Origin of the sequence: Devosia sp. (assembly GCF_014860165.1) — a bacterium.
GTDB lineage: Bacteria > Pseudomonadota > Alphaproteobacteria > Rhizobiales > Devosiaceae > Devosia.
The window spans coordinates 48401-71685 of record NZ_JACZKG010000075.1; the positions used below are offsets into that span (position 1 = coordinate 48401).

Here is a 23285-nt window from a genome sequence, read left to right on the forward strand (position 1 = left end):
ACTTCGTCTCTCCCGGTGGGAGAGACGGCGGTCAAAACACCCGATCCTTCTGTTCTTCCATATAGGCTATCTCAGCCGGCGTACTCTGCCGCCCGAGGACTGCGTTGCGGAACGGAAACCGGCCGAAGCGCCTGATCGTGTCGCGGTGGTCGGTCATGAATTTCAGCATTTCCTCGCCGAACTGTACGAAGTGCCGGCAGCCTTCCTCCTGGATCAGCAGCGACTCGGAATGCTGGAAGGGCATGAACAGAAACATACGGCGGTCCGTTGGAATGGCCTGGTCGGCCCCAGCCGCAATGGTCTCCTGAGCCAGCACCAGGGCCATCTTGTCCTGTGCGAAGGCCTGCGGTGAACCACGGTGCAGCTGCCGCGAGAACTGGTCGAGCACGATGATCTCGGCCAGCCGGCCTTCCGGCGTCTCGCGCCAGCGCCAGGCCTCCCCCAGGGCGACGCGCGCATGCGTGTCGGCGAATTGCCTGGCAAGTTCGGCATCGAATTCCGCCTCGCCGCCGAACCAGTCGTCCATGCCATGCTCGACGAACCAGAACCGGATGACGTCCTCGGCGGTGCGCATGATCACTCCTAAACCGTGATGATCGCCTTGATCAGCCCCTGGCGTTCATGGGCCCATTTCGGCAGGTTGACCGGCACATCATCAAAGCTCGTCGCGTGGGTGGCAAGCCCGTCCGTCGGCACGCCGCCGTTGCGGATGGACGCCATGACATGGTCGAAATCCTCGCGCGTCGCGTTGCGCGAGGCGCGGATGGTCAGCTCCCGACGGTGGATTTCCGGATCCTCCCAGCTCAGCGTGCCCTTTACCACGCCGACCAGCGTCAGCGCGCCACCATTGCGGCAATAGCCGACCGCCTGGTTCATCGCCGGAATGGCGCCGGTGGCGTCGAAGACGGCATCAAAGCCGGTTCCCATCCTGGCCTTGAACACGGCGCCATCGCGCTCGCCCAGTGAAGCCGCGGCAAAGCCGAAGCCCTGTGCCGCCTCCAGCTTGTCCACCGCCGCGTCGAGAACGGTCACGTCGGCCCCGGCAATCCGTGCGAAGAAGGCGACTCCCAGCCCGATCGGTCCGCCGCCCACCACCAGCACGCGCCAGCCCGGCTTGAGCTCGGTGCGGCGCACCGCATGGGCGCCAATGGCCAGGAATTCCACCATGGCCGCGTCGCGCAGGCTGAGGCCCTCGGCCTTGTAGAGATTGGCCTCCGGCATGACGATTTCCTCGGCCATGCCGCCATCGCCATGCACGCCGAGAACCGTCAGCGTCTCGCAGCAATTGGTCTTGCCCTCGAGGCATGCCGGGCACTGGTCGCAGGGCAGATAGGGGTTGACCACCACCGCGTCGCCATTGGCCAGCGCGACCGCGCCATTGGCATCGAGCACCACGCCGCTCAGTTCATGGCCCATGATGCGCGGATATTGCAGGAACGGGTGCTTGCCTTCGTAGATGTGATAGTCGGTGCCGCAAATGCCGATATAGCGAATGCCGACCCGCACCCAGCCGGGCTTGAGCTCGGGTCGTTCGATATCGACCAGCGCCAGTTCGCCCGGCGCCGCACAAGAAATAGCCCGCATGAAATCCTCTCCAGATCAGTGATCGGAGTGACTAACATGTTAGTTGGGGAGGGGGAAGGGTTCTGTGTCTGCTGCGGGCGGAACAGGCAGTCCCGCCTGAAGTGAGGGCCAGCAAAAGGGTGCTGGGGGATCACCCCACCCTTGATCCCCCCACAGGGGGAGGTTCAATTGGCCACCGTGGTCCAGTCGATACCGCGACAACCCACCCATCAAGGCAGATCATCGCGTCGGCGCTAGACCGCCACCAGTACCCTTATGCGATTGCCCGAGGGGTCCTGCGTCTCAATGCCGCCATCTACGGCCGAAACCGGTGCCGCAGCGCCTTGCAGCCGCGCCTTGACGCCGTCGAGCGTTGCGGCATCGGGCACCACAATGGTGAACCAGCGCAGACCCGCCGCTCCGGCCGCCGGCAGGCCGGCATTGGGGCCCGACCAGATGTTGAAGGCCAGGGTGTGAGGCATGTAGTCGAGCCCGACATCGCCCATGCCAAACGAGGTAATCAGCAGGAATCCGGCAAAGCCAAGGACGTCGCGATAGAAGTGCATGGCGATGTGCAGGTCGTTCACATGCACATGCACATGGCCGATTCGCGTACCATCGGGCATGCGCGCAGCCAGGTCAGGGGCAGGTCCCAGTTCGGCCAGCAGGCCATCCAGGTCGATGGGCTCGCGCCCCGAATGCGACTTGCCCTCCGAGGTGACCGCATAGGTCTGGCCCTTGTCGGGGTCGCCCAGCGTGCCACGCCAGGGCGTTTCAAAGGTGATCTCGATGCCATTGCCATCAAGGTCCCACAGGTAGATCGCCTCGGAGACCAGGTGATCGGTCGGGGAAATGCGCACATTGCGCTGCAGCGCCCGCACGGCCATCTGTGCCAGATCCACGCGCCGGGGCACGTGGATGGCCACGTGATAGAGCCCGATCGTGCGCGGCACGACGGGCCGCAGCGCCCCGGTCTCGAGCACGATCAGCGGCTTCCCGCCAGCGCCCAGGATCAGTGCGTTGCCGTTCTCCCCGATCAGATCGAGCCCGACGACGTCCTGCCAGATGGCGAGTGCCCTGGCGCGATCGGTCACGGCGATATGCACGGGCCCCAGCGTCGTGGTCAGCGGCAGGATGGGCGCAGACCTCACATTGGTCTGTATGGATGTGTCGATCATGGCGATCTCCAATTCAGCTTTTCCCAGCATATAGGCCGGTGTTCACGCGCCCACCACTGGTCCGCCAGCGAAGGCATTGTTCGCCAAAGCGTGAGCAATGCGATCCGGCTTTGCCGATCGGCGCTTTCGTGCTGAACTCCGGAAGGACTTGGGAGGCCACAATGAAACTGAGAAGTCTGATCGCGGCTGTCGCCCTGCTTGCAGGCACGGGAGCGGCCATGGCGAATTGCTACGAGATCATCGGCTGCGACTACAGCGACTATTTCCAGCGCAGCGACCTGCGGCAGCTCAGCTGCCAGTCGCTGTGGGAGGTGCGCAACCTGATCTACCAGCAGAACGGCTACTGCTTCCAGACCGACCGGGCCCGCCGTGCCTTCGGCAACCAGGGCTGCTGGATCAGCGAACAGGGCCAGGTTCGCCTCAACGCCTATGAGCGGGAAAACGTCGCCCAGATCGTGGCGGTGGAGAAATCCAAGGGCTGCAACTAGAGGACGGGTGATCGCTACCTCCTCGCACTTGATCGTCACCCTCGGGCTTGACCCAAGGGCCCTGTACTTACCGGGCGTGCAGCAAGTGAAGAGCCCTTGGGTCAAGCCCGAGGGTGACGGCCCCAGTTGGCGGCGTCAATGTGCGCTCACACCGATTGGAGGAGCAGAACGCCGGGGCTCACACCCCGGCGTTTCAGTTTCACGCGATCTTCAGCCCCTTGGTCAGCTCCAGCGCCTGCCGCTCGAACAGCCGGCGATAGATGCCGCCATTGAGGCGGATCAGTTCGGCATGGTCGCCCTCCTCGACGATACGGCCCTTGTCGAAGACCAGCAGCCGGTCGAGCGCCCGCACCGTCGACAGCCGGTGGGCGATGACCAGCGTGGTGCGGCCGACCATCAGGCGTTCCATGGCCTGCTGGATCTGCACCTCGCTCTCGCTGTCGAGGCTCGACGTGGCTTCGTCCAGGATCAGCACCCGCGCATCGGCGAGGAACGCCCGGGCAATGGCGACGCGCTGGCGTTCGCCACCCGACAGCTTGACGCCACGCTCGCCGACCAGGGTTTCGTAGCCCTTGGGCAGGTTGAGGATGAAGTCATGCGCATTGGCCTGGACAGCCGCCAGCTCGATCTCAGCGCGCGTGGCGTCGGGACGGGCATAGGCGATGTTCTCGGCCAGCGTGCGGTGGAACAGGATAGGCTCCTGCTGCACGATGGCGATCTGGCTGCGCAGGCTCGCCTGTTTCACCTCAGCGATGTTCTGCCCGTCGATGCGAATGGCGCCGTCCTTCACGTCATAGAGACGCTGGATCAGCTTGACGAAGGTCGTCTTGCCCGAGCCTGAATGGCCGACAAGGCCCACCCGCTCGCCCGGTGCGATGGTCACCGAGAAATCGCGGTAGAGCGGCGTCGGGTGGGCGCCATACTGGAAGGTCACATGGTCGAACACGATCTCGCCCTTGCCGATGGCAATGGCTTTCGCGCCCTTGGCGTCATCGATGCCCAGCGGCGTCCGGTCGAGCGCCACCAGCTCTTCCATGTCATTGACCGCGCGCTGCAGGTTGCGGATGTGCTGGCCCACGTCCCGCAGATAGCCCTGCAGCACGAAGAACATGGCGAGCACGAAGGTGATATCGCCCGGCGTCGCCAGGCCGCGCTGCCACATCAAGAGGCCCGTGCCCAGGATGCCGGCCTGCATGGTCACCATCATGAAGCCCTGGATGGTGCCGCTCAGCGTGCCGCGCTTCCAGGTGCGGCGGGTGCGGATGTCCCACTTGCCCAGCACATGGCGCAGCCGCTGCTCTTCCCGGTCCTCGGCGCCAAAGGCCTTCACCACGGAGTTGCAGCTCACCGCATCGGCCAGAGCGCCGCCAAGCCGGGTGTCCCAGGCGTTGGCGAGGCTGGCGGCCGGGGAGACGAAGCCCATGGACAGAGCCACCGTGACGCCGATGTAAATCACCGAGCCGAGGCCGACGACGAGACCCATGACAGGCCAGTAGGAGCCGAGGATGACCGTGGCGCCGACCAGCATGACAATGGATGGCAACAGCGCGATCAGCAGCACGTCGTTGAGCGAATCGAGCGCCCACATGCCGCGGGTGATCTTGCGGACGGTGGAGCCGGCAAAGCTGTTGGCATGCCAGTCGGTCGAGAAGCGCTGCACCCGGTGGAAGCCGTTGTTGACGATGTCGGCCATCATGCGGATCGTCAGCCGGATGATGCCCTGGAAGATGAACCAGCGCAGGATGACGCTGGCCAGCCCCAGGCCGACCACGATGGCAAAGGCGCGCAGGGCCGCGTCCGCGCCGCTGCCGGTGCCCCCGGCAATGGCGTCGACGATCTGGCCTGAAAACACCGGTACCATGACTTCGGCAAGCGTCGAGGCGATCACCAGCACGCAGATGATGGCGATCAGCGCCGGCCGGCCCGACCAGTGGCGGAAGGTGAAGCCGAGCACGTTGCGATAGGCATCGGCGCGGAAATCGAGTTTCTTGCGACTCATATTGGCAGCCCGGTTCCGTTATCCGGCAACCGGCCCTCAAAAGCAGGGGATGAAAGGCGCAGCCGGAACGGGAGGCAAAATGATCCCGTCAGATCATCAGGGCTGCGAAAGGAAGAAACCGCGGGCGGCGGTCCTCGGTCTGGCCGAGGAGGGCCGCGGATGGAAACGACCTAACGTCGTTTGTCGCCCAGCGGGAGGGGGATGAATGTCACTGCCATACAACGCCTCCCTGGTTCGAAATCTGAAGCGGTGGACGGTTTGTACCCAAACCGTTCGGGCTTGCCAACAGGGTATTTTGCAGCGTTGCAGTGGTGATGCGCGAAAGCCACAGCCCAATGCACCGCCGTGCCTCAAGCACCGGACGGCGCACCTATTGTCCGGGGTGTTGGGAGGCACAGTGGGGGGCCAACCATACCGCCCTTGATCCCCCGCAGGGCGCGGGGGTCAATGTGAGGGTCAGCGATCGTGGGACTGGTCGGCCCGATAGACCTCGATGCCACGCGTCGACCATTGCGCATAGGCCAGCGCCAGCATGAAAGTGCCGAACAGCGCGCCGACGGCGACGGTGAGCAGAGTAAGGTTGGCAGCCATTGTAGTTTCCTTTGTGACGCTGCCAAACCTGCACCAACCGCCGCTGCCACCACCTTGATCCAGGTCAATTTGATTTTCGGATACATGGCTGTGGCGCCGATCCCAACCGGCGGCTAGGCTCCGGCCAACCGATTCAAGACCAAGAGGCATTCGCCCAATGACCATCGATCCCATCAAGCTCGACAAGCTCGCCCAGGTTGCCATCAAGGTAGGCCTGCAACTGGCCGAGGGCCAGGACCTGATCATGACCGCGCCGATGACCGCCGCGCCGCTGGTCCGCCGCATCACCGAGCATGCCTACAAGGCCGGGGCGGGCCTGGTGACCACCATCTATTCGGACGAGGAGGCGACCCTCGCCCGCTACAAGCACGGCAACAATGCCAGCTTCGACAAGGCCGCCGGCTGGCTCTATTCGGGCATGGCCGAGGCCTTCAGGAACAATGCGGCGCGCCTCGCCATATCAGGCGACAATCCGATGATGCTGGCCGGCCAGGACCCCGACAAGGTGACCCGTGCCATGCGCGCCAATTCGGCGGCCTACAAGCCGGCTTTGCAGCTCATCACCGGCTTCGACATCAACTGGAATATCGTCTCCTATCCCGGTGCCGCCTGGGCCAAGCTGGTCTTCCCCAATGACAGCGAGGAAGAGGCGGTGACCAAGCTGGCCGACGCCATCTTCAAGGCGTCGCGCGTCGACCAGGACGATCCGATCGCCGCCTGGAAAGACCACAATGCCAACCTCAAGAAGCGCTGGACCTGGCTCAACGGCAAGGCTTTCTCCGCGCTCAAATATACTGGCCCGGGCACCGACCTCACCGTCGGCCTAGCCGATGGACACCGCTGGAAGGGTGGCGCGTCAGAGGCCAAGAACGGCATCACTTGCAACCCCAATATCCCGACCGAGGAGGTCTTCACCACGCCGCACAAGCTGCGCGTGGAAGGCCATGTCGCCGGCACCAAGCCGCTCAGCCACAATGGTGCGCTGATCGAGGACATGCAGGCCCGCTTCGAAGGCGGCCGCCTGGTGGAATTCAAGGCGAGCAAGAACCAGGACCTGTTCAACAAGGTGCTCGACACCGACGAGGGCGGGCGTCGTCTCGGCGAAGTGGCGCTGGTGCCGCACTCCTCGCCCATTTCGGCCTCGGGCATCCTGTTCTTCAACACGCTCTACGACGAAAACGCCTCCTGCCACATCGCGCAGGGCCAGTGTTATTCGGACTGCTTCATCAACGGCAAGGATCTCAGCCAGGAGCAGATTTCCGCCCAGGGCGGCAATACGTCCAACATTCACATTGACTGGATGATCGGCAGCGACAAGATCGACATCGATGGCGTCCATGCCGATGGCAGCACGGAACCGGTGATGCGCGGCGGCGAGTGGGCTAACTAGGGGCGCAAAGCGCCAGGGGGACGAGCATGAAGAGACTGCTGTCGACTTTGATCCTCGTCGCCCTGGCGCAACCGGCCCTGGCGCAGACGGTGCTGGAGAGCGATTTCACCATTTCGGTGCCTAATGGCTCGGGCGATCCGGTGGTGGAAAGCACGACGCTGGTGCCGCTGCTGGCCGGCACCTGCTACAATTGGCACCTGCGCCTGGGCAAGGTGAAGGGCGATATCGAAGTCACCGAGATCTATAGGCTGCCCGCGGCGCCCGAGACCTGGGGGCTGAGCGAGGGCAGCGATATCGTCGTGTCCGACGACAAGCTGTCGGCGACTTCTACCCTCTCGCTGACGCCCGAGGACGGCTGGATCGCCAGCGGCTGGTGCGTGTCGGAAGGCGACCCGGAAGGGGATTACACGTTCGAGATCAGGTCCGGCGACAAGCTGCTGGAGACCTTCGAGTTTGAGCTGCGGGCGATGTAGCCTACCCCCTGAACTCGTTCTCCCGGATGCTTTCCGGCTTCATCTGGATCGAAAACCCCGGCAGCTTCGGTGGCATGTAGGCGGCGTTCCGGATGTCGCACGGCTCGATGAAATGCTCGTGCAGGTGGTCGACATATTCGATCACGCGGCCTTCCTTGGTGCCCGATACGACCAGATAGTCGATCATGCTGAGATGCTGCACATATTCGCAGAGGCCCACGCCGCCGGCATGCGGCCAGACCGGCAGGCCGAACTTGGCCGCCATCAGCAGCACGCTCAGCACTTCATTGAGCCCGCCAATGCGGCAGGCGTCGATCTGGACGATGTCGATGGCGCCGTCCTTGATGAACTGCTTGAACAGGATGCGGTTCTGGCACATTTCGCCGGTCGCCACCTTGACCGGTGCGATGGCCGCCCGGATCGCCTTATGGCCGGACACATCATCAGGGCTGGTCGGCTCCTCGATGAAATAGGGATTGAAGCGGCTGAGCGCCTTGACCCAGTCGATAGCCTGGTCGACCTCCCACACCTGGTTGGCGTCGATCATCAGGAACCGGGCCGGGCCCATGATGGAGCGGACGATTTCGAGCCGGCGGATATCGTCGTCGAGATCACGCCCGACCTTCATCTTGATGTGGTTGAAACCCTCGGCCACCGCTTCGGTGGCCAGCCGTGTCAGCTTCTCGTTGGAATAGCCCAGCCACCCCGCCGAGGTGGTGTAGCACTGGTAGCCCTCGGCCTTGAGCGTCGCCATGCGCTCGGCCTTGCCCGCCTCGGCCTCGCGGAAGATTGCCAGCGCTTCTGCTGGCGTGATGGCGTCGGTGAGGTAGCGGAAGTCGATGATATCGACGAGCTGTTCGGGCGTCATGTCGGCCACCAGCTGCCAGACGGGCTTGCCGGCGTCCTTGGCCAGAAGATCCCACACGGCGTTGACCACCGCGCCGGTGGCCAGGTGCATGGCGCCCTTGTCCGGGCCGATCCAGCGCAGCTGGCTGTCGCCAGTCACATGCCGCCAGAACCGACCGGGATTTTCGGCGATCCAGGAGAGCTCCAGCCCGACCACGCGGCTTTCCAGCGCCCTTATCGCGGCCACCACCACTTCATTGCCGCGGCCGATGGTGAAGGTCAGCCCATGTCCCTCATGCGTCCCATCCGTGCCGAGGATCACATAGGCGGCCGAATAGTCCGGATCGGGGTTCATCGCATCGGACCCATCGAGCGAGGCCGAGGTGGGGAAGCGGAGATCGTGGGTGGAAAGTGAGGTGATCCTGGTCATTTCAAACTCGACTGAAACTGAAAATGCGGCGCTGCGATGCGTTAAGTATGCGGATTAACCCAGGCGGAGCCCCTGGCGTGACATTGTCCTGTCGCAGGTTGGACCACGGGGATGCGGAGTGTCGGGCAAGATCTTTGGGCAGAGCTATCGACGCTTCTACGCCTGGCTGCTGCGGCTGGGCCGCGTGCGCGCGATGCTGCTGGGCACCACAATCGCGATCACGACATCGGTGCTGGTCACCGCGCTGGTCATGGCCGTGATCCCCGGCTCCAGGGACTTCTTCTGGTACAACATGATCGTTGCGGTCGTGTCGCCGCTGGTCAGCGCCCCCGGCCTGACGCTGGTTGCCATTTCCATGGTCTACCAGCTCAACGCGGCCCAGACCGCGCTGACGCTGGCGGCCGAAACCGATGCGCTGACCGGCGTTTCCAACCGCCGCTCCTTCATGGCGCAGGCCGAACTGGCCTTCGCCCAGACCCAGGCGGGCGGTCCGCCCTTCGCTGTGATCATGCTCGATATCGATCACTTCAAGGCCATCAACGACAACCACGGGCATATCGTGGGCGATGACGTGCTGCGCGATGTGGCGCATGCCTGCAAGGCGGCGCTGCGGGGCAGCGACTGCTTCGCCCGGTTCGGCGGCGAGGAGTTCGTCGCCCTGCTGCGCGTGACCGATACGGCCAGCGCGGCGGTCGTCGCGGAAGGCCTGCGCAAGACTGTCGCGGCGCTGGCCTTCGAAAGCCGGACGCCGCCAGCCGTGACAGTCAGCCTGGGAGTCGCCGGTTATCTTCCGGGCAGCGAGAGCCTGCATGATATCCTCAATGAAGCCGATCGGCAGCTCTATGCCGCCAAGGCCGCCGGCCGGAACCGGGTAATGGTGGCCGGCGGTGGCATGCGCCAGGCGTCCTGACCTCAGGCCGTCCAGCCCCCGTCGATGATGTGAACCTGCCCTGTCGTATAGGTGGCACCCGCCAGGTAAACCGCCAGGTCCGCGACCTCGTCGGGTCGCGCGATCCGCCCGATCGGCTGGCGGGCGATGAAGGCCTTCCTGGCCGCCTCGAAATCGCCCGTAGCATGCCAGCGCTCGTGCAGGCTGGGAGAATCCACCGTGCCCGGCGCGATGGCATTCACGCGGATGCCCTGCGTCGTATAGTCGGCGGCAATGGACTTGGTCAGCCCGATCACCGCGGCCTTGGAAATGGTATAGGCCGCCCGGTTGGGCACGCCCTTCACCGAGCTGGCCACCGTCGCCATGTTGATGATGCAGCCATCTTTGCGCGCAAGCATTTGCGGCAGCACCGCCTGGATGGTGCGGATCTGCGCCTTGATGTTGAGGTCGAAGGCGAAATCGAGGTCCTTGTCGCTCATTTCCAGCACCGTGCCGGAATGGACCACGCCGGCGCAGTTGAACAGCACGTCGATATGGCCGATCTCTGCCACCGCCTGGTTCACGGCCTCAGCGGAGAGCACGTCGAGCACCCTCGTCGTCACGCCGGCCATGCCCTCGAGTTCGGCCAGCTTGCCGGCATTGATATCGGTGGCGATCACCTTCGCCCCGGCCCGCACAAAGGCTTCGACCGAAGCGCGGCCGATACCCTGGGCAGCGGCGGTGATGAGGACGATTTTGCCTTTGAGGTCGGCCATAGGAGATTCCTGAATGAAGGTGGGCCGGGCGATTTGCGCCCGGCCCGTTGATCTTAGTCGTACAGCACGGCCGCGATCTTGGGATCGGTCATGTTGGTCTTGTCATAGTAGTAGAAGCCGGTGTCGATGATGGCGGGCAGGGTTTCGCCCTTGAGCGCGCTCACGGCGGCCTGGACGGTCTGGTAGCCGATGCCGACCGGGTTCTGGGTGATGGCGCCGGCGATGACGCCGCTCTCGATCAGGGCCTTCTGGGCAGCGCCAGAGTCGTAGCCGATGATGACGACATTGCTGCCCAGTTCCTGCTTGCCATTGGCAACGCCGAGGACCGAACCTTCATTGGCGCCGAAAATGCCCTTGAGGTCCGGATTGGCGAGCAGGATCGACTTGGTGATTTCGGTCGACTGCAACTGGTCGCCGCCGCCATACTGCACCGAAACGACTTCGATGTTCGGATAGGCTTCCTTGATCCGGTTCGAGAAGCCTTCCACGCGGTCGATGCCCGTGCGGCTGGTCTGGTCATGTGCCACGATGGCAACCTTGCCTTCGCCGCCGATCAGTTCGGCCATCACGTCGGCGGCCAGGGCAGCTGCGGCCACGTTGTCGGTGGTGGCAGTGGTCAGCGGGATGTCGCTATCGACGCCGGAGTCGAAGGCGATGACCGGGATGCCGGCATCCTTGGCCTGCTGCAGCAGCGGCGTTGCGGCCTGGCTGTCCAGGGCGGCAAAGCCGATGGCCGAGGGCTTGCGCGACAGCGCGGCGGCCAGCATGTCCATCTGGCGGTCGACCTGGCTTTCGGTTTCCGGACCTTCGAAGGTCACGGTCACGCCGAGATCGGCAGCGGCCTGGTCCGCGCCGGCCTTCACGGCCTGCCAGAACTGGTGCTGGAAGCCCTTGGAAATCAGGGCGATGTCATAGGCGTCCTGTGCGGTGGCAGCGCCGCCTGCGGTCAGGAGTGCAAGTGCGCTGATGGCGCCAAGCAGGGTACGTCTGGTAAGCATTTGAAGTCCTCCCTTAGAGTGTGAATTCGTCTTCTGGCGAGGCCTGATCCGGCCTTCTTGTTGGCATCCTCGGGCGCGATCCTTCCGGATCGGCCTTCGGGCGCGGGGGATCGTCGGCGCCTAAAGTGTACGGCGCCGCAGGATATCGGCGTAGACCGCCAGGATGATGATCAGTCCGGTCACGACCGTCTGCCATTCCTGGGGGACCGAAAGGATGCGCAGGCCATTGGCCAGCACGGAGATGATGAGGGCGCCGATCAGCGTGCCGATCACGGTGCCGCGGCCGCCCGAAAGCGACGTACCGCCAATGACCACTGCCGCGATGGCGTCGAGTTCATAGCCCTGGCCCAAGGCGGGCTGCGCCGAATTGAGGCGGCTGGCAATGAGCAGGCCCGCGACGCCGCAGATGCCGCCAGCGGTGGCATAGACGGCGATCTTCCAGCGATCGATGTTGACGCCCGAGAGGCGAACGGCTTCCTCATTGGAGCCCAGCGCAAAGGTGTAGCGGCCCAGTTGCGTCTTCCCCAGCACGAAGGCGGCCAGCAGCGCCACCACGAACAGGATCAGTACGCCATTGGGGAGCGGCACGGCGGGGAATATCGTCCCCACCCAGGAGCCCAGCGCGATCTGGTTGAAACCCGGCGTGTCGTTGAAATAGATCGGCTTGGTGCCTGAAATGACCAACGACAGACCCTTGAGGATCAGCATCATGCCCAGGGTTGCGATGAAGGGCGGCACCTTGAGCTTGGCGATGATCGTGCCCGAGACCAGGCCGCAGGCCGTGCCGGCCAGGATCGAGGCGACGATGCCCAGCGGCAGAGGCAGACCGAGATAGGTCAGCACCACGCCGGTGATCACCGCGCAGAAGGTCATCAGCGTCCCGACGCTGAGGTCGATGCCGCCGGTGATGATCACCAGCGTTGCCGCGATGGCGAGCACGCCATTGACCGAGGTGGCCTGCAGGATGGCCAGCACGTTCTGCGTCTGCATGAAGTTGGGCGAGGCGATCGAGAACACCACGATCAGCGCGATGAGGCCCGAGAAAGCCAGCAGCCGATGGAACGCACCCGAGATGCGAACGCCGGACTTGGTGGCGGGAGCAGTGGTGTCAGTCATGATTGGTCTCCGCGGTGCGGTGCTTGCGGCCCCCTTTTGGGGGCGCTTGGTTGGTGTGAAGTTTCACAACCACGGCGTCATTCCCGCGAAAGCGGGAAACCATTCTCTTCAAACCAGGCTCGCCCAAGAGTGGATTCCCGCCTTCGCGGGAATGACGCCTGGGGAGAAAGCCTGCCTTGGTGGGAAGCTGGCCAGGACAGGCGGCGACGATTTCCGTCACATCACCCCGCATGATGCACCTCCGCCACGGTGCTCGGCCGCATGGTGGCCAGCCGCATGATTTCTTCCTGGCTGGCGCCGCCCGGCAGCGTGCCGGTGAGCCGGCCTTCGCACATCACTGCGATGCGGTGGCTGAGACGCAGGATTTCGGGCAGCTCCGAGGAGATGACGATGATTGCCCTGCCCTGCTCGGCCAGCGCGTTCAGCAGCTTGTAGATTTCGGCCTTGGCGCCGACATCGATGCCGCGCGTCGGCTCGTCGAAGATCAGGATATCGCAGTCGCGCAGCAGCCACTTGGCGATAACCACCTTCTGCTGGTTGCCACCGGACAGCAGCCGCGCCTCCTGGGCGTCGCTGGGGGTCTTGATCGACAGCTGGCGAATGAACTTCTCGGCCACGTCATGCATGGCCCCGTCATTGATGACGCCGCCCGGCCCCACAAAGCGCTCGAGGCTGGCCAGCGCGATATTGTTGCGGACGTCGAGCCCGGTGGCGAGGCCGAAATGCTTGCGGTCCTCGGAGAGATAGCCGATGCCTGCTCGCACCGCATCCTTGGGCGAGGAAATGCCGACGCGCTTGCCGTTGACCCAGATTTCGCCGCTGTCGCGCGGGTCGGCGCCGAAAATGGCCCGGGCCACCTCGGTACGCCCGGCGCCCATCAGCCCGGCCAGGCCCAGGATCTCGCCCTTGCGCACGCTGAGGCTGACATCGCGGATGTCGCGGCCACGGTTGAGGTTGCGCACTTCGAGCGCTACGGGCGCGCTGGCGGTGTTGGGAATGTTGAGCGCTTCGTTGGTCAGCGTGCGCCCCACCATCATCGAGATGATGGTCTCGATGGGTGTATCGGCGGCGGGGACGGTGCCCACATATTCGCCGTCGCGCATCACGGTCACGCGGTCCGAGATGCGTTTGATCTCGTCCATCTTGTGGCTGATATAGACGATGCCGACGCCTTCGGCCTTGAGGCGGTTGATGATGGTGAAGAGCTCGGCGATCTCGGCATCATTCAGCGCGGCCGTCGGCTCGTCCATGATCAGCACGCGCGAACGGTAGCTCAGCGCCTTGGCGATCTCGACCATCTGCTGGCGGGCGATGGTCAGGGTCTCGACCCGCACGGTGGGCTCGAGCTTCAGATTCATCGAATCGAAGATGGCCTGCGCATCGCGGTTGAGCGCGCCTTCGTCCAATAGGCCAAAGCGGCGCGGCTCGCGGCCGATGAAGATGTTCTGCGCCGCCGTCAGGTCGCGCATCAGCGCCAGTTCCTGGTGGATAATGCCGATGCCCATATCCTGGGCCTGGCGCGGCGAGGTGATTTCGACCGGTTGGCCATCGAGCCTGATATCACCGGCATCGCGGCTATAGACGCCAGAGAGGATCTTCATCAGCGTCGACTTGCCGGCGCCGTTTTCGCCCATCAGCGCATGGACTTCCCCTGCCATCAATTCGAACCGGGCCCGGGACAGCGCACGCACGCCTGGGAATGCCTTGTCGATGTCAATCATCTCGACAAGCGGCGTCAGCTGTCCGGTCGCCGGGTTGGCGGGGGTTGGCGGCATGGGTTCTGATATCCTCCCGCGCATTCTTGCGATGCGCATGCAAACAATCTATTCATAAATGAAACGAGGTTGCAATAGCTAACATGTCAGTGCGAATGCACGAGCAGCCGAGGGTGACTACAAATGCTAACAGTCCGTTGGCGTTGGAGGGGAAAGTGGACGAGGATGCGAATGATCGCTATCGCGCGCCGGCGCTGGACAAGGGGCTCGACATCCTCGAGTTGCTGGCCCGCACCGATGACGGGTTGAGCCAGGCGGAGATTGCCAAGGCGCTGGAGCGGTCCCCCAACGAAATCTACCGCATGCTCGACCGGCTGGTGCGCCGCGACTATGTGCGCCGCACGCCCGAGGATCGCTACGAAATTACGCTCAAGCTGTTCGAACTGGCCCATGCCAGGCCACCGCTACACCGGCTGATCAGCCAGGCGACGCCGGTGCTGCGCAACTTTTCACTCCGGGCGGAACAGGCCGTGCACCTGGTGGTGCAGGATCGCAATATCCTGGTCGTCGTGGCCCAGTTCGATGGGCCCGGCTACTGGAACGTCTCGATCCGCGTCGGCTCCCGCATCGGGCTGGTCAATACCGGCTCGGGCCATGTGTTCCTCGCCTTTGCGACGCCGGAGGAGCGGAGCATGATGCTGGAGGCGCAGGATCTGGGACGGCCGCAGAAGATGCCCAACGGGCTGGAGTCGCGGTTGGCGGGCATCGCCGAACAGGGCTATGAAAGCATGCCGAGTGCCCAGACCCCCGGCGTCTTCAACCTGTCGGTTCCCATTATCGGACCGATGGGCAGCGTGCTGGCGGTCATCACCTGCCCTTACACGCAGCGCCTGGACAAGTATGATGCGCCCAACATGCAGCAGGCGCTCGAACTGCTGCAAGCGGCGGGCCAGGAGCTGTCCCGGCGGACCAAGGAGTAAACCGTGCGCATCGTCGATACCCACCTGCACCTGATCTACCCGGACCGCTTCAGCTATCCCTGGCTCGCCAGCAAGCCCAGGCTGAACTGGCAGCCCTGGACCCATGAGGCCTATTTCGCCGAAGCCGTGCCACTGGGGATCGAGACGGCCCTCCACATGGAGGTCGATGTCGCCGAGGCCGACATTATGGGCGAAACCGAATTCGTGCTCGGCCTGCCGCGCATTGCCGGGGCCATCGCGGCCTGCCGGCCGGAGCACATGAATTTCGTCGATCAGATCGAGCAGCTTTCCGAGCATGCCCATGTCAAGGGCGTGCGCCGGATCCTCCACGAATCGCCCGACGATCTCAGCCAGTCGGACCTGTTCATCGAGAATATCCGCCACCTGCCCGACTATGACCTGTCGTTCGACCTCTGCCTGCGCGACGACCAGTTGTATCTGGGCGTGGCCCTGGCGCAGCGGGCGCCCGACGTCACCTTCATCCTCGACCATTGTGGCAATCCCATCCCCAATGGCTCCGGGCTCGATCCCTGGCGCGCATCGATCACCGAGATTGCCCATAATCCAAACGTGGTCGGCAAGATTTCGGGCCTGGTCAATCACTGCGACCCCGGCTGGACCGCCGAAACCCTGCGCCCCTATGTCGAGCACATGATCGAGGCCTTCGGCTGGGACCGGGTGCTCTGGGGCAGCGACCACCCCGTCGCCACAGTCACCGGCGGCACCCTGACCGACTGGGTCAATGCGACAAGGGAAATCGTCTCCGGTGCCAGCCCGGACGAGCAGGCGCGGCTGTTCCACCGCAATGCGGAACGCATCTACAAGATATGAAGCAAGCCCGGCGATTGGCTACAGGCTTGCCCGCAGATTTCTTGTGGCTTGCCGGCAGACATATGGCTGCGCCAGACATCAGCGGCCGTCCGCGTTCGATGAATGATGTATTCATCTACGAATTTCCGTCGCGACGATCTTGCCTGACATAGTGGCTTGAACGTCCCTGAATGGCAGAGCACAGTCGGGGTAACTAGAACAAGGACAGAGCCATGGCCCAAATCAGCGCCGACCGTATCGCCGTTTCCACCTGGTCGCTGCACCGCCTGCTTGGCGCCACCTATCCGCATGATCTAACGACGTCAGAGGTCGGGCCGATGCAGGAGACCTATGGCGAGGGTGAGGAATCGTTGCTGGGCCTGCCCTCGGTGCTGGCCAATCACGGCTATCATCGGCTTGAGATCGTCTCGTTCCACCTGCGCAGCCGCGATCCGATCTATCTGGGTGAATTGCGCGATCAGCTAAGGATTGCCAATGTCCGGCTACAGACTCTGCTGATCGATGCCGGCGATATCAGCCACCCTGAACATGGCGCCCGCGACCAGGCCTGGATCGCCGGCTGGATCGAGGTCGCCAACGAACTGGGCGCCGACCATGCCCGCATCATCGCGGGCAAGCAGAAGCCGACCCGTGACGCCCTCGACCGTTCGGTCAAGGCCCTCAACGCCCTGGCGGAAGGCAATGCGGGTTCGCCCGTCCGGCTGGTGACCGAGAACTGGTTCGACCTGCTCTCGGAGCCCGCGCATGTGCATTACCTGCTCGACAGGCTCGAGGGGCGCATTGGCCTGCTGGGCGATTTTGGCAATTGGGGCGGCGCCACCAAATATGCCGACCTCAGGTCGATCTTCGCCCGGGCCGAGCTGTGCCATGCCAAGGCCAGCTTCATCGATGGCGACCTGGACGAAGCCGACTATGGCGCCTGCGTCACCCTGGCCGAGGAGGCTGGCTACAAGGGCCCCTATACGCTGATCTTCGACAGTGAAATCCCCGGTGAATGGCATGGTCTGGCTACCGAGCGGGACTTCATCACTTCGCGCGATGTCTAGCGCTTCCTAAGGCGGTATTAACGGTCCTGTCACAGAGTGGGCTTATGCCCATTCGGACGACAAAATCCATCGCCGCGCCCCTGGCCCGCTTCGAGCGGATCGGGTCCATGCTCGCCAGCATCGTCGACAATGCGGCGGTCGGCATGCTGGTATGCGACATGGAAGGGCGGCTGGTCTATTGCAACCGCGCCCTGCGCGAGATGCTCGGCCACGGCGTGGATGAGACTGGCGACTACACTATCCTTGATCTCGTGCATGACGAGGACGTGGCGGCGGCGCCGCTGCGCCTGCAGCGCCTGATCCGTGGCGAAGCCGACGACTATCGCGGCGAGTGCCGCTTTCGTCATGCCGACGGCCATCCGATCTGGGTGATGGTGGCTGCCTCGGTGCTGCATGCCGACACCGGCCAAGCCCCGCAATATCTCATCGTCCAGGTCACCAATATCGAGCTGCAGAAGAAGGCCGAGGAAGCCTTGGCGCATTCGGAGAGCCGCTGGAACTTTGCGCTCGAAAGCGCCCGGCAGGGCGTATGGGACCACGATATTCGCACCGACACGATGTTCTACTCGCGCATGTGGCGCATCATGCGCGGCATGTCGCCCGACATGCCCGTGCCTGTGGCGCATCAGGAGGAGTGGGTGAGCCGGCTGCATCCTGATGACGTGGCGCAGGTACTCGCCAATATCGGCCGCCAGGACAGGGGCGATGAGGATTTCGATGCGCTGGAATATCGCGAGCGGAAAGCCGACGGCAGCTATGTCTGGATCCTGAGTCGCGGCAAGCCGGTGGAATGGGACGAACACGGCAACCCGACACGTACCCTGGGCACCGATACCGACATCACCCGTCTCAAAACCATCGAGTTCGAACTGGCGGCGGAAAAGGAACGATTGCGCGTCACGCTCGATGCCATTGCCGACGGCATGATCTCGGCCGACCAGAATGGCCTGATCGTGCTGATGAATCCGGCGGCCGAGCTGTTGACCGGCTTCGCCTCGACCGAGGCCATTGGCAAGGATGTGCGCTCCATTTTCACCTTGCGCGACGGGATGACAGGCGACATGCAGGAATGCCCGGTCGCCAAATGCCTTGCCAGTGACCAACCGGTGCATCTTGACGACGACATGATCCTGGTCAGCCGTGATGGCGCAGAGCGGGACATCCGCTGCACCGCGGCACCGGTGCGTACGCCGGCCGGCGCGCTGACAGGCGCCGTGCTGGTGTTCCAGGACGTGACGCAGAGCCGCACGATGCAGCGCGAGCTGGCCCATTCGGCCACGCATGACGACCTGACGGACCTGCCCAACCGGGCAGCGTTCGAGCGGGTGCTCAATGGCGCAATCGGCTCGGCGCGCGATGGCGGCCGGCGCCACTGCCTGCTCTATATCGATCTTGACCGCTTCAAGCCGGTCAATGACAGTGCCGGCCATGCCGCCGGCGACGCCTTGCTCAAGCAGGTGGCACAGACCATTCGCGGCTCCTGCCGCAGCCACGACGTGGCCGCCCGCATCGGCGGCGACGAATTTGCCGTGCTGCTGACCGATTGCCCGCTCGAAGGCGGCCAGCGCATCGCCGACAAGATCGTGCGGGCCATCGCCGCCCTCGCCTTCGGCTGGGCCAGCCGCACCTATCACATCGGCGCCAGCGTCGGGCTGACGATGGTGACCAGCCAACCCGCCTCCCCGCTCGGCTTCATGGGCGAAGCCGACGCCGCCTGCTACGCCGCCAAGGGCCGCGGCCGCGGGGTGGCGGTGGCGTTCGGGGATTTGTAGCGGGGGTTCACCCGGCGAGTTAACCGCCAACAATTGCAGTCCCACCAGACGTCACCCTCGGGCTTGACCCGAGGGCTCTACACTTGCCGAGGCCAAAGAAGTGCAACGCCCTCGGGTCAAGCCCGAGGGTGACGGTCTGTGTTTGGGGAGCCCCTCACACCAGCGGCTTCAGATCCGCCAGCAGCGTCGGGAGCAGTTCGGTTACCGTGGGGTGGATGTGCATGGTGTGCATCATTGACGTGTATGGCGTGCCCGCCGCCATCAGCTGCAGCAGCGAATGGACGACCTCGTCGCCGCCAATGCCCAGGATGGCGGCGCCCAGCACCTGCCTGGTCTGGGCGTCGACCAGTACCTTCATCAGGCCCTGGGTTTCGCCACGCTCCTTGGCGCGGCTGACGCGGGACATGGGCATAACTGATATAAGCGCCTTGCGGCCGGACTTGCGGACTTCGGTCTCGCTCATGCCGATACGGCCCAGGGGCGGATCGATGAACAGTCCATAGACCGGAATCCGCCCCGCCAGCGAGCGCTTGCCGCCGTTGATGACGTTGTCGGCAACGATTTCGAAGTCGTTGTAGGACGTGTGGGTGAAGGCACCACGGCCGTTGACGTCGCCCATGGCCCAGATGCCCTTGACCCTGGTGCGCAGGTGGTCGTCGACCGGAATGAAGCCGCGCTCATCGGTCTCGATGCCGGCGGCAGCCAGATCGAGGGCCGCCGTGTTGGGCGTGCGGCCCAGCGCCACCAGCAGATGGGTGCCCTCGACAGAGGCCAGCCGCTCGCCCGATTTCAGGGACAGCAGGACGCCATGCCCGGCCTTGGCCACCGCCTCCACCGTGGTGTTGAACATGAAGGTGACGCCTTCGGCCTCGAGGATATCCCTGATGGCAGCGGATATATCGGCGTCCTCGCGCGAGGCGGGGCGCGGGCCGCGTTCGATCACGGTGACCTTGGAGCCGAAGCGCGCATACATCTGGGCAAATTCGAGCCCGATATAACTGGCGCCGGCGATGATCAGATGCCCGGGCAGGGAATCGAGGTTCATCATCGAGGTATTGGTGAGGTGCGGCACGGACTTGATGCCCGGCCAATCGGGCACGCTGGCGGTGGCGCCGGTATTGATGAAGATCTGCGGCGCGGTCAGCACCCGCTTGCCGACCTTAACCTCGGTGGGGGAGACGAAGCGGCCTTCGCCCTTGAAGTATTTGAGCGTCCTGAGGCCGCCCAGCCAATCGGTCAGGCCATTGACGGAGGCCGCCACCACCTTGTCCTTGCGGGCCTTGACCGCCGCCATATCGACGGTCACCGGACCCTTCAGCACCACCCCGAACTGGGCGGCGTGGCGGGCGCTCCAGGCCGCGCGGGCGCTGGCCACCATGGTCTTGGTGGGCGTGCAGCCATCATTGACGCAGGTGCCACCCAGATGGTCCCGCTCGATCAGCGCTACCGAGCGGCCCGCGTCGGCAAGGCGGGCTGCAAGAAACGGACCAGACTGGCCCGCGCCGATAATAATGGCATCGAACTGTTCCGGCATCGCACCTCCAAATCGGCTGCAAGTTTATGGCGGCTGAAGCACGTACGCCAGAGGGACGTTGGGTGGCCGCCTATCGTTTTCCACGGGGGAAGCTGGCGCAAAGCGCCGGGAAGAGGGGCGGGAACGGCCCAAGGACAGCTTGGCCGAGGGCCCTCCCCTCGCGGACCTATTCGCGCCTGATCTACTCGATCGGGGCGATGGGCGTGGCGCGCGGCATGCGGTTCCAGGCGTCGAGCGCGGCAATCTTGTAGGCCTCGGCCAGCGTGGGATAATTGAAGGCGTTCTCGACGAAATAATCGAGTGTGCCACCCAGGTTGAGCACCGCCTGGCCGATATGGATCAACTCGGTGGCGCCCTCGCCCACGATATGGACGCCGAGCAGCTTTCGCGTCTCGAGCGAGAAGATCATCTTCATCATGCCCGACTGCAGACCCATAATGTGGCCGCGCGAGGTTTCGCGGAAACGGGCAATGCCGGCTTCATAAGCGATGCCCTGGGCCCGCACCTGCGCCTCGGTGAGGCCGACGGTGGAGATTTCGGGCACGGCATAGATGCCATAGGGGAAAAATTCGGGTGCCGGCGGCATGGCGGCGCCACAGGCATGCAGGGCGGCGATGCGCCCCTGCTCCATCGAGGTCGAGGCCAGCGAGGGCCAGCCGATGACATCGCCGGCAGCATAGATATTACGCACCGATGTCTGGAAGGTCACCGGATCGACCTTGAGGCGGCCGCGATCGACGGGCTCGATGCCGCAGGTTTCAAGGCCCAGGCCGGCCGTGGCGCCGGAGCGACCGGCAGCGTAGAGCAGCATGTCGCTGCGCAGGCGGCGGCCATCGGTGAGAATGGAAATGGCCCAGCCCTGCTCGTCGAGCTCGACCTTTTCGACCTTGGCGCCCAGGCGGATGGTCACGCCGCGATTGCGCAGATCATGGGTGAATTCCTCGATGATCTCGCGATCGATGAAATCGAGGATGGTGTCCTTGGGCTCGACGATGGTGACGGGAACATCGAGGGCCGAGAAGATGGTGGCATATTCGATGCCGATGACGCCGGCGCCGACGACAGTGAGGCTGCGGGGCACGCGCGGCTCGGCGACCAGGGTGTCGCTATCGACGATCGAGTGGTTGTTGAAGGGGATGTTGGCGGGACGATAGGGCGTGGTGCCGACGGCGATGACCGCGGATACGAAGCCGATAATGGTCTCCTCGCCCTCGGCATTGGTCACGGCGATGCGGTTGGCATCGAGGAACCGCGCCCGGCCGCCGAAGGTCTCTACGCCGTTGCGGGCGAACTGGTGCTCGAGCACCTCGATTTCATAATCGAGCGTCATGCGCAGGCGGGCGCCGAGGTCCTGGCCACCGATGTCCTTCTTGACGCGATAGGCCAGGCCATAAAAGCCGCGCTCGCGCCAGCCCGACAGGTTCAGCACCGTCTCGCGCAGGGTCTTGGAGGGAATGGTGCCGGTATGGACCGAGACGCCGCCCAGGCGGAGGCGGTTCTCGACCACCAGCACCGACTTGCCCAGCTTGGCCGCCTGCACGGCGGCCCGGCGCCCGGCAGGGCCGCTGCCGATGACCACGATGTCATATTGCTTCAAGTGGAATGCTCCCGACTCGCCCGCGCGAATGCCTGACAGCAGAATGTGACGCTGGTGCAAACGATGCAATGGATGGCAACGGCAAGGCTGGGTTGCGGGCGATGGCGTGCGGCAATTGACACGGCGGCCTTGCCCGCTATGGTCCGCGCGCATTCATCCGGGGAACCGCACCATGTCCTATGCCGATCTCGCCAAGACCATCGATGACGCCTTCGAGGCCCGCACCGAGATCAGGTTCGGCCAGCAGGGACCGGTGCGCGAGGCGGTGGAGGAGGCGCTGCGGCTGCTCGACACGGGCAAGCTGCGGGTGGCCGAGAAGGTGGATGGCGCCTGGCAGGTCAACCAATGGCTCAAGAAGGCGGTGCTGCTGAACTTCCGGCTCAACGACAACCACCTCATCGCCGGCGCGCCGGGCGGTTCGCATTACTGGGACAAGGTGCCCACCAAGTTCGAGGGCTGGAGCGAGAACACGTTCCGCGAGGCCGGCTTCCGCGCCGTGCCGGGCGCGGTGGTGCGCAGCCCGGCCTTTATCGGGCGCAATGTCGTGCTCATGCCCAGCTTCGTCAATGTCGGCGCCTATGTCGACGAGGGTACGATGGTGGATACCTGGGTGACCGTGGGGTCCTGCGCGCAGATCGGCAAGAATGTGCATATTTCGGGCGGCGTGGGCATTGGCGGGGTGCTGGAGCCGCTGCAGGCCGGCCCCGTCATCATCGAGGACAATTGCTTCATCGGCGCGCGCTCGGAAGTGGTCGAGGGCGTCGTGGTGGGCGAGGGCTCGGTCATTTCGATGGGCGTGTTCATCGGCGCCTCCACCAAGATCGTCGACCGCAATACCGGGGAAATCCACATCGGCAAGGTGCCGCCCTATTCGGTGGTGGTCTCGGGAAGCCTGCCCGGCAAGCCGCTGCCCAATGGTAATCCCGGACCGAACCTTTACTGCGCCGTGATCGTCAAGACGGTGGACGCGCAGACGCGCAGCAAGACCGGGATCAACGAGCTGCTCAGGGACTAGTGAGAGGCCATGAAGCGGTTGCAGGGTTTGCTGTTTGGCTTTTCCGGCAGAATTGGTTGAAGCACGTCCTGGCTGACCG

The 23285-nt window shown here is 64.3% G+C and carries 21 protein-coding genes; 9 read left to right on the plus strand and 12 right to left on the minus strand.

Translation table 11 applies throughout. The features are described 5' to 3' along the window. Window positions 1-31 precede the first annotated feature (31 nt). From IH615_RS19595 to IH615_RS19605, 3 genes are all read right to left on the minus strand, one after another. Window positions 32-574 carry a DUF924 family protein gene (locus IH615_RS19595; RefSeq protein ID WP_291364577.1) on the minus strand — a complete coding sequence of 181 codons (543 nt, stop codon included), beginning with the start codon at window positions 572-574 and terminating at the stop codon, window positions 32-34. An 8-nt stretch (window positions 575-582) separates the two neighbouring features. Beyond that, window positions 583-1584: a zinc-binding alcohol dehydrogenase family protein gene (locus IH615_RS19600; protein WP_291364579.1), complete on the minus strand. Its 1002-nt coding sequence runs from the start codon at window positions 1582-1584 to the stop codon at window positions 583-585. Between the two features lie 233 nt (window positions 1585-1817). Beyond that, a complete protein-coding gene (locus IH615_RS19605) occupies window positions 1818-2741 on the minus strand; it encodes a VOC family protein (protein WP_291364580.1) in 924 nt (307 codons plus the stop codon). Between the two features lie 161 nt (window positions 2742-2902). Here IH615_RS19605 and IH615_RS19610 point away from each other — a divergent pair, with 161 nt between their 5' ends. After that, window positions 2903-3229 carry a YARHG domain-containing protein gene (locus IH615_RS19610; RefSeq protein WP_291364582.1) on the plus strand — a complete coding sequence of 109 codons (327 nt, stop codon included), beginning with the start codon at window positions 2903-2905 and terminating at the stop codon, window positions 3227-3229. A gap of 199 nt (window positions 3230-3428) precedes the next feature. Here the strand turns inward: IH615_RS19610 and IH615_RS19615 are convergent, their stop codons facing one another. Further along, window positions 3429-5228, minus strand: a complete 1800-nt coding sequence (locus IH615_RS19615) for an ABC transporter ATP-binding protein (protein ID WP_291364583.1) — start codon at window positions 5226-5228, stop codon at window positions 3429-3431. 456 nt (window positions 5229-5684) lie between these two features. Next, the gene (locus tag IH615_RS19620) at window positions 5685-5819 is read right to left on the minus strand and encodes a hypothetical protein (RefSeq protein ID WP_291364585.1); all 135 of its coding nucleotides are present in this window, start codon (window positions 5817-5819) and stop codon (window positions 5685-5687) included. 157 nt (window positions 5820-5976) lie between these two features. On the opposite strand from IH615_RS19620, the gene IH615_RS19625 reads away from it, so the two are divergent. Together IH615_RS19625 and IH615_RS19630 are read left to right on the plus strand one after the other, a co-directional pair. Next, on the plus strand, window positions 5977-7209 hold the full coding sequence (locus tag IH615_RS19625) for an aminopeptidase (RefSeq protein WP_291364587.1): 1233 nt from the start codon (window positions 5977-5979) through the stop codon (window positions 7207-7209). A 26-nt stretch (window positions 7210-7235) separates the two neighbouring features. After that, window positions 7236-7682, plus strand: a complete 447-nt coding sequence (locus IH615_RS19630) for a hypothetical protein (RefSeq protein ID WP_291364589.1) — start codon at window positions 7236-7238, stop codon at window positions 7680-7682. Between the two features lies 1 nt (window position 7683). Here the strand turns inward: IH615_RS19630 and IH615_RS19635 are convergent, their stop codons facing one another. After that, window positions 7684-8958 carry an L-fuconate dehydratase gene (locus IH615_RS19635; protein WP_291364591.1) on the minus strand — a complete coding sequence of 425 codons (1275 nt, stop codon included), beginning with the start codon at window positions 8956-8958 and terminating at the stop codon, window positions 7684-7686. 118 nt (window positions 8959-9076) lie between these two features. Between IH615_RS19635 and IH615_RS19640 the strand changes: the two genes are divergently transcribed. Then, entirely contained in the window at window positions 9077-9868 is a 792-nt protein-coding gene (locus IH615_RS19640) for a diguanylate cyclase (RefSeq protein ID WP_291364592.1), read from the plus strand. 2 nt (window positions 9869-9870) lie between these two features. On the opposite strand, the gene IH615_RS19645 is transcribed toward IH615_RS19640, so the two are convergent. From IH615_RS19645 to IH615_RS19660, 4 genes are all read right to left on the minus strand, one after another. After that, window positions 9871-10602 (minus strand): SDR family oxidoreductase, encoded by a 732-nt coding sequence (locus tag IH615_RS19645; RefSeq protein WP_291364594.1) that lies wholly within the window; start codon window positions 10600-10602, stop codon window positions 9871-9873. Window positions 10603-10655: 53 nt separating this feature from the next. After that, window positions 10656-11600, minus strand: a complete 945-nt coding sequence (locus IH615_RS19650) for an ABC transporter substrate-binding protein (RefSeq protein ID WP_291364596.1) — start codon at window positions 11598-11600, stop codon at window positions 10656-10658. A gap of 120 nt (window positions 11601-11720) precedes the next feature. Next, complete coding sequence (locus tag IH615_RS19655) at window positions 11721-12716, minus strand: ABC transporter permease (protein WP_291364598.1); 996 nt, start codon at window positions 12714-12716, stop codon at window positions 11721-11723. Window positions 12717-12937: 221 nt separating this feature from the next. Then, window positions 12938-14491 (minus strand): sugar ABC transporter ATP-binding protein, encoded by a 1554-nt coding sequence (locus tag IH615_RS19660; protein ID WP_291364600.1) that lies wholly within the window; start codon window positions 14489-14491, stop codon window positions 12938-12940. 155 nt (window positions 14492-14646) lie between these two features. On the opposite strand from IH615_RS19660, the gene IH615_RS19665 reads away from it, so the two are divergent. The 4 genes from IH615_RS19665 to IH615_RS19680 all read left to right on the plus strand — a co-directional run bounded on the left by IH615_RS19665 (window position 14647) and on the right by IH615_RS19680 (window position 19060). Continuing rightward, entirely contained in the window at window positions 14647-15411 is a 765-nt protein-coding gene (locus IH615_RS19665; RefSeq protein WP_291364602.1) for an IclR family transcriptional regulator, read from the plus strand. A 3-nt stretch (window positions 15412-15414) separates the two neighbouring features. Further along, a complete protein-coding gene (locus IH615_RS19670) occupies window positions 15415-16242 on the plus strand; it encodes an amidohydrolase (protein WP_291364604.1) in 828 nt (275 codons plus the stop codon). Between the two features lie 212 nt (window positions 16243-16454). Beyond that, the gene (locus IH615_RS19675) at window positions 16455-17288 is read left to right on the plus strand and encodes a TIM barrel protein (protein ID WP_291364606.1); all 834 of its coding nucleotides are present in this window, start codon (window positions 16455-16457) and stop codon (window positions 17286-17288) included. A gap of 44 nt (window positions 17289-17332) precedes the next feature. Further along, the gene (locus IH615_RS19680; RefSeq protein WP_291364608.1) at window positions 17333-19060 is read left to right on the plus strand and encodes a PAS domain S-box protein; all 1728 of its coding nucleotides are present in this window, start codon (window positions 17333-17335) and stop codon (window positions 19058-19060) included. Window positions 19061-19214: 154 nt separating this feature from the next. Here the strand turns inward: IH615_RS19680 and IH615_RS19685 are convergent, their stop codons facing one another. Beyond that, entirely contained in the window at window positions 19215-20594 is a 1380-nt protein-coding gene (locus tag IH615_RS19685) for an FAD-containing oxidoreductase (RefSeq protein WP_291364610.1), read from the minus strand. A gap of 181 nt (window positions 20595-20775) precedes the next feature. Beyond that, entirely contained in the window at window positions 20776-22191 is a 1416-nt protein-coding gene (gene sthA, locus IH615_RS19690; RefSeq protein WP_291364612.1) for a Si-specific NAD(P)(+) transhydrogenase, read from the minus strand. A gap of 172 nt (window positions 22192-22363) precedes the next feature. Here sthA and dapD point away from each other — a divergent pair, with 172 nt between their 5' ends. After that, window positions 22364-23206: a 2,3,4,5-tetrahydropyridine-2,6-dicarboxylate N-succinyltransferase gene (gene dapD / locus IH615_RS19695; RefSeq protein ID WP_291364613.1), complete on the plus strand. Its 843-nt coding sequence runs from the start codon at window positions 22364-22366 to the stop codon at window positions 23204-23206. The last annotated feature ends 79 nt before the right edge of the window (window positions 23207-23285 follow it).